8 protein-coding genes are annotated in these 7,274 nt (G+C 67.2%); 3 read left to right on the top strand and 5 right to left on the bottom strand.

All coding sequences use genetic code 11. The annotated features are described in order from the left end of the window. Positions 1–1,148 precede the first annotated feature (1,148 nt). Together QMK30_RS37875 and QMK30_RS37870 are read left to right on the top strand one after the other, a co-directional pair. Positions 1,149–1,796 carry a helix-turn-helix domain-containing protein gene (locus QMK30_RS37875; RefSeq protein ID WP_283522877.1) on the top strand — a complete coding sequence of 216 codons (648 nt, stop codon included), beginning with the start codon at positions 1,149–1,151 and terminating at the stop codon, positions 1,794–1,796. Continuing rightward, positions 1,793–2,281 carry a hypothetical protein gene (locus QMK30_RS37870; protein WP_283522876.1) on the top strand — a complete coding sequence of 163 codons (489 nt, stop codon included), beginning with the start codon at positions 1,793–1,795 and terminating at the stop codon, positions 2,279–2,281. The genes QMK30_RS37875 and QMK30_RS37870 overlap by 4 nt, the downstream gene beginning before the upstream one ends. Positions 2,282–3,987: 1,706 nt before the next feature. On the opposite strand, the gene QMK30_RS37865 is transcribed toward QMK30_RS37870, so the two are convergent. From QMK30_RS37865 to QMK30_RS37845, 5 genes are all read right to left on the bottom strand, one after another. Next, on the bottom strand, positions 3,988–4,260 hold the full coding sequence (locus QMK30_RS37865; protein ID WP_283522875.1) for a hypothetical protein: 273 nt from the start codon (positions 4,258–4,260) through the stop codon (positions 3,988–3,990). Beyond that, positions 4,260–4,496 carry a hypothetical protein gene (locus tag QMK30_RS37860; RefSeq protein ID WP_283522874.1) on the bottom strand — a complete coding sequence of 79 codons (237 nt, stop codon included), beginning with the start codon at positions 4,494–4,496 and terminating at the stop codon, positions 4,260–4,262. Before QMK30_RS37860 ends, QMK30_RS37865 begins: the two co-directional genes overlap by 1 nt. 290 nt (positions 4,497–4,786) lie before the next feature. After that, entirely contained in the window at positions 4,787–5,032 is a 246-nt protein-coding gene (locus QMK30_RS37855) for a hypothetical protein (RefSeq protein WP_283522873.1), read from the bottom strand. 78 nt (positions 5,033–5,110) lie between these two features. Further along, the gene (locus QMK30_RS37850) at positions 5,111–5,635 is read right to left on the bottom strand and encodes a hypothetical protein (protein ID WP_283522872.1); all 525 of its coding nucleotides are present in this window, start codon (positions 5,633–5,635) and stop codon (positions 5,111–5,113) included. 73 nt (positions 5,636–5,708) lie between these two features. Further along, a complete protein-coding gene (locus QMK30_RS37845) occupies positions 5,709–7,061 on the bottom strand; it encodes a group II intron reverse transcriptase (RefSeq protein WP_502963313.1) in 1,353 nt (450 codons plus the stop codon). 35 nt (positions 7,062–7,096) lie between these two features. Here QMK30_RS37845 and QMK30_RS39035 point away from each other — a divergent pair. Further along, positions 7,097–7,274 (top strand): DUF5372 family protein (locus tag QMK30_RS39035; protein WP_502963312.1); only part of this gene is annotated, 178 nt, incomplete at its 3' end.

The raw sequence follows: 7,274 nt of genomic DNA, 5'->3' as shown, positions 1-7,274 counted from the left end.
GCGGGTACCACATCGCTGCGCGATGTGCAAGGGGAACGGTCGCTGCGCTCCCGTGCCCGTGCGGTGCACGGGCCAACTCCCTCCGCTGCGCTCCAGGAGTTGAGTGGGGCCGGTCGCTGCGCGCCCGGCTGGCCGTGCGGCGCGTGGGCGGTGCTGACGGGGTGGCAGGTGCGGCTAGTGTGGTCTCCTGTAGGGGAGTTGGGGGAGCGCGGGGCGCTCCCGGCGGGTCCGCTGCGCTCCCCCGCCTGACGGTCCTTCCGGCTGCGCCTCCAGAACCTTGGGGCCCACTGCGCGGGCGGGCTGGCTGCGCGGGGGTGGGTGTCACTCGTTGGTGTGGGTTCCAGTATAGCGTGTGCATCGGGTAGATGCAGCATGTACCGTTGGCGGAAACACGGGACACCCCCCAACCACGCGGGCGGGGCGCGGCTTTTGATGCGAGGTCAGCCCCGGAATTGGGTTTCCCCCACTCGCGCGAGGAATAACGAATTGGGAAGCTGCGGACCCGAGCCACCGAACGGTACGCCAGATATGGGAAAGGCTGAATTCCGGCGTGCGGAGGTACCGGAGCCGAACGGCCCCCGGGGCCGGGCGGCGGAACCGTTCACCGGCACCGGCCACGCTTCCATGCTTTTGAGCGTCACGGTCGGCACCACCCGAGACTCAGAGCCGCTGCTACCCTCCACGGCCCGCAGTGGGCCGACGGGGCTGAGAGCGGAGCCGCGCGCGCCACGACGGGGTCCGGCCGGCGGACTCGGAGGCTGCTGCTGATGGGCGGATTCCACGGCGTGGCGATGCTTGATCACGGTGGGGAGAACCGGTATCACGCGCGCGCACGCTCTAGAGATAAGAGCCGCACGTTTCCGCAGGTCAGCGAGCTGGATTCCAAAAGATATGTCAGCCCTGGGCTGACATATCTCGGTCGGGATGTCAGACGGTCCTGACCCAACAACATCGTTTCGTGGCAGTAGTGCCACCAAGCGACGTGCGGTGCGTCAGTTCGCCGCTCGACACCGGTTCGGAGCCGAAGGTCAGTCCAGGGCTGACCTTCGGCTGACTTTGGTGTCGGCGCTGCCGCGTTTTGGTGGCACTACTGCCACGGTTCCCCGCTAGGGTTCTGACATTACGACGATCAAGGAGACAGCGACCCCATGAGCTCAGGGCCCCTGGACGGCAGCGCAGCGCCGAAGCTGCCTGGCGCGCCGTCCCGTCGCCGGCGACGCCCGAAGCCGCCGCCCACCGCGTACAACCGGTCCTCCGGCTCCACGATCGAGCTGCCCGCCGGCCATGCTGCCCAGGTCTTCCCGGTGGGCTCCAGCACGGGGTTCATCGGCGAGGCGTTCTCCATGGACAGCCTGGAGTTCATGCGCTGGGCCGCCGTCCGGTACGACGCCGACCGGTTCGTCCTCGTGGTGCTGTTCACCCTCATGGGATCGCAGAAGCCCGGCGGCCTGATCGAGGCCACCCACGAGGACGTCGCCGCGGACCTCGGGTACAGCCGTCCCCACATCAGCCGCGTCTTCAACGTCCTGGAGGCCGACGGGGCGCTGCGCAAGGTCCAGCGGGGTATCTACCAGTTGAACCCGGCCGCGTCGCTCAGGGGCGGGCTCAAGGAACCGCGGAAGGGCGAGAAGAAGCGCTCCAAGGTGGGTACGAGCGACAGGGTGGAGCAGCTGGACCTGTTGCGCGAGATCATGGAGGACCCGGACGCGCCCGACGCGTTCCGGGCGATGGCCGCTCCTGGCGCGAAGCTGGAAGTGCGCAAGGAGTCGGATGGGGAAGGGAAGGCCACGTCATGACGTCCGCTGCCGCAGAGGAATGGGTTCCGCGACGCAACGTGCTGTGGGGCAGCTTCAACGGTCTCGCATACGTGCCGCGGCTGCCCCCCACCGCCTATACGCTCCTGCTGCACATGATGAGCGAGCAGGAGCAGGGCGGCCTGGTCGTCGCCACGCACGACGAACTCGCCACCGGACTCGCGATGGAGCGCGGCATGATCAGCCGGGCCATGCAGCACCTGGTCGCCGCCCGGCTCGTCACCGTGGTCCGCCGCGGGCGCTTCCAGCTCCACCCGATGATCGCCGCCTTCAACGATCCCCGCGAGCAGCAGCGCGCCGTCAAGGCCCTGCCCCGGGACATGAGGCTGGACGTCGGCGACTTCGAGGACGAGTACGAACGCCGCTTCCAGCTCCACCTGGACGAGAAGGCTCGCAAGGCCGAAGCGAAGGCCAAGGGCAACGTCACGCCCATCTCCAAGCCGACCCACCTAAAGAGCGTCCACTGACCACCGCCGGCCACGGCAACACGGCGCTGCACCCCCTGGTGCGGCGCCGTTCTCGTGCCCGGAGCGATACACCGTTCCCCTCCAGGGGAAAGCCGCAGGGCGGCGGCGCGCGGCTCGGGTGAGCGGTAGCACCAGGTAAACCGGTTTGTCTGGATCTCCAGAACAAACGGCGGTTGGCTCCCGAGGCCACGGCTATCGAGCGGCCGGGGGCCGCGGAGCCTTGCCCGAGAGGTGCTGGGTGTTAGACAACCCAGCTTGTACAACATGGCATCGTTGCAGTTCAGGGCACATTTCTATGGAGACCGGTGTGCCGACGTCGACACCAAAGCGCCACGCCAGCATGTACAAATGCGCGGCGTCGGCGGGGCCTTCACTTCGGGGAAGGAGCCCTTTGGTGCGCCCCGGCGCAGGGCCTCCAGGATCTCGTGCTGGACGTCGCCGTTGCTATCGGAACCGAGCAGCGGGCCCACGAAGGAGTCCGGGCCGCCGGATAGCGCCGGTCATCACCCCCGGGTGATAACCACCCGCGGAATGTGCCCCTGGTGCACAGGAATGTGCACCAGGGGCACATTCCTGCCCACGGTCGGCGACCTGGTTGCAGCAGCCGCGCCCGTACGGCGGCCTCCGGTGCAGCGGCCATCGGCTGCACCGGTGAGGTTGACCTTGCTACCCGTGCAGCGCCCGTGTGCCGCCTGAGCCGTGCGAATACTGCGCTCCACTCTGCTGCACACCTCAGCGGACTTGCAGCAGACGTCCTTGCACCCTCACCACCAGGAGCAGCGGGACGTCGTGGGCCGGGCAGCACGGTGGCGCTGCAACCGGCTGGTGACGACCCTCGACGCCGGGGGTCTGGCGGGATCGGTCTTGCACCCCAATGTAGGTAAGTACTTGTAGTGCCTATCTGCGGGTTGAACTCCCTCCCCCCTGAGAGCAGAGCTCGGGCCGGGAACGGCGAGGGTGCGGCTCCGGGAGGGAAGGCGCGGCGACGCGGTCCTTGGGGCCGTGGCCGCGAGTCCGGGGCCCTCTGCCCGCTCGAACCGCTGTGCGCCGCTGTGAGCGCCTCTGGGGCCTCTCGCCGCAGTCGGGGAGTCCAGAGGGCGTCAAAACGCCGCAGGCGGCCGTACAGCGCCAGGAAGGATCATGCGGGCCGGGTGGTGGCCGGGCGTCGGTGCAGGTGAGCGGGTGAGGGGTGCCCGCGTGGCGAGCTTCGTTCTCAGGGGGGAGAGATCTACAACCTGCACATAGGTACTACCTGTACTACCTACTGATGGGGTGCAAGAACGGCTGCGAATCCGGCCCGCGACGAACCGCCGGCCGCGGCTCCTGGAGCGGCGCCCCGAGAAGCACCCGGGGATGGGTGCAGGGGTGCAAGGCCGGGTGCCGACCCGTTCTTCAGCTGACGGCCGATCTCATCCGCGCGCAGCGCGAGACCACCCAGCGCATCCGTGCGCGCAGTCGCGTCAGCCGGGTTTTCCACAGCTTCACCTACCGGTACTTCGCCTACGGCGGGTGAGAAGAGCGCGCTCGTCATCTGGTCGGTCAGTCCTACGTCTTCCTCTTACGCGAGCGATCCCTCACCAAACGAGGGACCCGATCCCTCACCAAACGATGAACATGGTGGTCTGCAGCGGACCGTCCTCGCCGTCGGCGCCGGCTTCTTCGACCCGGGCGAGCAGCACGCGGTCGGCCTGGTCCAGGAGGTCGGGTCAGACCTCGATGTACGCGACGACGACCACGGTCTGAAGAACTGAAATCCAGTACAAGATCCTGACGCGTTCGACGTCGTCGGCGTACTCGCGCAGCTGGGGGCCGGCGGAGGTTCCGGGGAGCGGTTCGCCGACGTCGGGGTCGACGGAGATGACGACCAGGGCGCGGTCCAGGGCGTGGATGTCCGCCTCGCTGGTGATGTTCTCCAGCTGCTTGGCGGCGGAGTCGGAGAATGTGATGCGGGCGCGGCGCGGGCCGTGCTGCCTGGGCATCAGGCGACGGCCGGGCGCTGGGCTGCGAGGCGGGTGAGGTGGGCTTCGCGCAGTTCCTCCCAGGGGGTGCACTGCTCGGGGTCGGGCAGGCCGTTGGTGGCGATGTCTTCCAGGACGGCGGCGAGGCGGTCGGCGTCGGCGCGGGTCTTGACCGCGTACGCGCGGACCGCTTCGGCCGCCGCGGGCTCCAGCTGCCGGGCGGCGGTGTCAGCAGGGGCGGCCGGCTGTTCGCTCATCGAGGGCTCCAGAGGGCAGAACTGGCGGTGTGCCACCACGGTATCGCCGGGCCGTCGGGCCCGGGACCTCTCCGGCCGAATCCGGCAGCGGACACGGACCGTAGTCGGGACGGGAGCGGTGTCACGCTGATCGGCGCGAGGCCGAAATTCGGGGGTCGGCCCCGTGGTTGCGGGCCGAATCGGCAGCGTGACACCTCAGCGTGACAGCCGGATCAGGGGTGCGTGACACCCCGAGCGTGACAGCGTGACAGTCACCCTCGGTGATCGCGGGCGTCCAGTGGCAAGGCTGCTCAGTCATCTTCCGGAACGTCCGGCACCAGGTCCCGGTAGGCCTGACGCATCGCATCCAGCGCGGCGCATCGCGCCACGATCGCGTTCATCTCCTGCGCCCTGCCGGACAGTTCGTCACCGCTGTACAGAACCCTTCCGTCACAGAAGGCCCGGAGCCTGTCCGAGAGCCCCATCAGGGCACCGGACAGGTTCGCCGTGCGCAGGTCGATCTGTTCGTACTTCAGATGCAGGGTGTTGTCGGCCACGCCTTCATGATGTCCGGCCTGTGCCAGGCGCGGCGGGTGATCCCCAGAATGCGCCCGGAGCGGGCCGCGAGTGCGGCGCTACGAGCGGGCGCGGGTGAGAAACGCGGCGAGGGCGTCGGCGGCTTCGGGCTCGGTGGTGGCGATCAGGGCCGCGAACGCCAGCTCGTCGACGTCGGCGCCGGGGACCAGGAGGGCGAGTTCGGTGAGCAGCGCGGCGTGCGCGAGGACCGGAGGTGTCAGGAGGCTGGCGGCTTCCTCGCGGGCGGCCGGGTCGCGGTAATGCCCGAGGTGCGCGGCCAGGGCGTGCGCGAGCCAGCCGTCGACGTCGGCCTGGACGTACCCGCCGGCTCGCCGGGTGAGCTCGTCACGGACGGCTTCGTCGCCACCGCGGGGCTCCGCCTGCTTCAGCGTGCCGAGCTCGCGCAGCGCCTGGAGCTCGGCGGCGCGGGCCGCGATCCGCATCACTTCGCGCAGCTCTGCTTCCCGGGCGGCGGCGGCTGCGGCGGCGGCGGCGAGCTCGGCCTGGACGACGACGTCGCCCTGCGGGTCGTACACGTCGTCGGTCCCGGCGAGCAGCTGCGTGGTCGGGTAGGTCCCGCGCATCGCTGCGCGGGACCCCCCTCAGAACCGTGCTTGCCACTTTCACGGCACACGGCTCAAGCAGACATGTCGGCCTCTAACGAGAAGTCCTCTTTCGGTCTTCGGCATGGTGCAACCGATGACACGACGTGTGTATGACTTCCAAGTTGCTCAGGCGATCAGATCCGCCTTGGCTGCGGTACACGGTGTGGTGCACATTGATGCCGCGTGAATTGGCTGAGAACCACCTCGCCCAATCGCTGACGTCTTCGGGGTCGTACCCCGCGCCCTCGATCAGGTCCGTACCGCACTTGGTACACAGTCCCTTCTGGCGGGCCGCAAGAGTGACGATCTTCTTCGTCTCGACCTGCGGTAGCCGCTTCCGGGCTCGTTTCAACCAGTATTCTGTAAGCTCTGGGTCGTCCCGAGATGCATTTCCTTTCACTAGGGTGTGTCGGACGATCTTCGTCCAGGCGAATTTCGACACGTGGCGTTCCGGATTCCCGAAGATCCACTTTGCCGTCCTTCCTGGCCTGTACTGACCCCAATACCGCTGAGTGATCCAGCGCCCTGACTTCGTGCGGTGCTGCTTGCACGCCCAGCGCCACAGGCACTCGTAGGTGTAGGTGTCGAGCTTTTGGAACGTTGTTGAGGAGACGGCGTGCCTGTAGTACGTGGACCAGCCGCGTACGAACGGATCAAGGGCGCTTACCAGGTTTTCTACCGTTGAACCCTGATAGATCCTGACTGTTTCCTTGATCCGCTTCCTGGCGCGCCGTACTGCTTCATCACTCGGTTTGATGATTGGCTTGCCCTGATAGCGACGGATGTTGAATCCCAAGAAGTCGAACCCCTCTTCGAGGTGGCAGACTTTAGTCTTTTCCTCGTTGAAGGACAGCCCTCTCGGTGCCAGCCAGGCGGCGAGGGTGCTCTTACAATCCCACGCCTCCCGTTCCGAAGTGCAGAGCACGACGAAGTCATCGGCGTACCGAATGAGTGCCGGTGAGTCATTCCTGCGCGATTTCCATGTGTTCGCACCGATTGCATCACCCATTCCATGCAGGGCGATGTTCAGCAGCAAGGGACTGATGACTCCCCCTTGGGGGGTGCCTTCAGTCGTTTTGCTGAAACTTCCCTGATCAAAGACTCCAGCCTTGAGCCACCCGTGGATGAGCTTGCGACCTGGGAACAGGCCAACAGATCTCAAGAGGTGGTCATGACTGATCCGGTCGAAGGCTGCCGAAAGGTCCGCGTCGAGGACGACGAGCCTCCGGGTTGCCCTCGGTCCCACCACGTTGTAGATCGCTTCGATCGCATCGTGGCAACTCCGCCCAGGCCGAAACCCGTAGCTACGACCCTCGAAGTGAGCTTCCCATTCGGGTTCAAGGGCGTTTTTAACTCGCGCCTGGTTGGCACGGTCTCGAATTACGGGGACGGAGGCGGCATACAGCCACTTCTCCCAGTCAGCACTCGGGATTGTTGAAGGTGACGCACCCCTTCCACCCTCTCGGCGGCCGCAGTGTCGAGGTTCTGTATTCGATGAAGCGGGGCGGCAAGCGGATGTTCGTGGTCGACACCGGGACCGGGGCGAGTATGACGTTGCCGGTCGAGTGGACCGACCGCGGACCGGCGGCCCAGGATGCGCGGGTCTCGCAAGAGGGGC

Source organism: Streptomyces sp. H27-C3, from assembly GCF_030063415.1.
Classification (GTDB): domain Bacteria; phylum Actinomycetota; class Actinomycetes; order Streptomycetales; family Streptomycetaceae; genus Streptomyces.
The sequence above is the reverse complement of the archived record's forward strand: the minus strand, read 5'-3'. Positions and strand labels throughout refer to the sequence as shown.

Coding starts and splice junctions, on each gene's coding strand:
- QMK30_RS37875 (WP_283522877.1), top strand. CDS start 1,149: ATGAGCTCAGGGCCCCTGGACGGCAGCGCAGCGCCGAAGCTGCCTGGC.
- QMK30_RS37870 (WP_283522876.1), top strand. CDS start 1,793: ATGACGTCCGCTGCCGCAGAGGAATGGGTTCCGCGACGCAACGTGCTG.
- QMK30_RS37865 (WP_283522875.1), bottom strand. CDS start 4,260: ATGCCCAGGCAGCACGGCCCGCGCCGCGCCCGCATCACATTCTCCGAC.
- QMK30_RS37860 (WP_283522874.1), bottom strand. CDS start 4,496: ATGAGCGAACAGCCGGCCGCCCCTGCTGACACCGCCGCCCGGCAGCTG.
- QMK30_RS37850 (WP_283522872.1), bottom strand. CDS start 5,635: ATGCGCGGGACCTACCCGACCACGCAGCTGCTCGCCGGGACCGACGAC.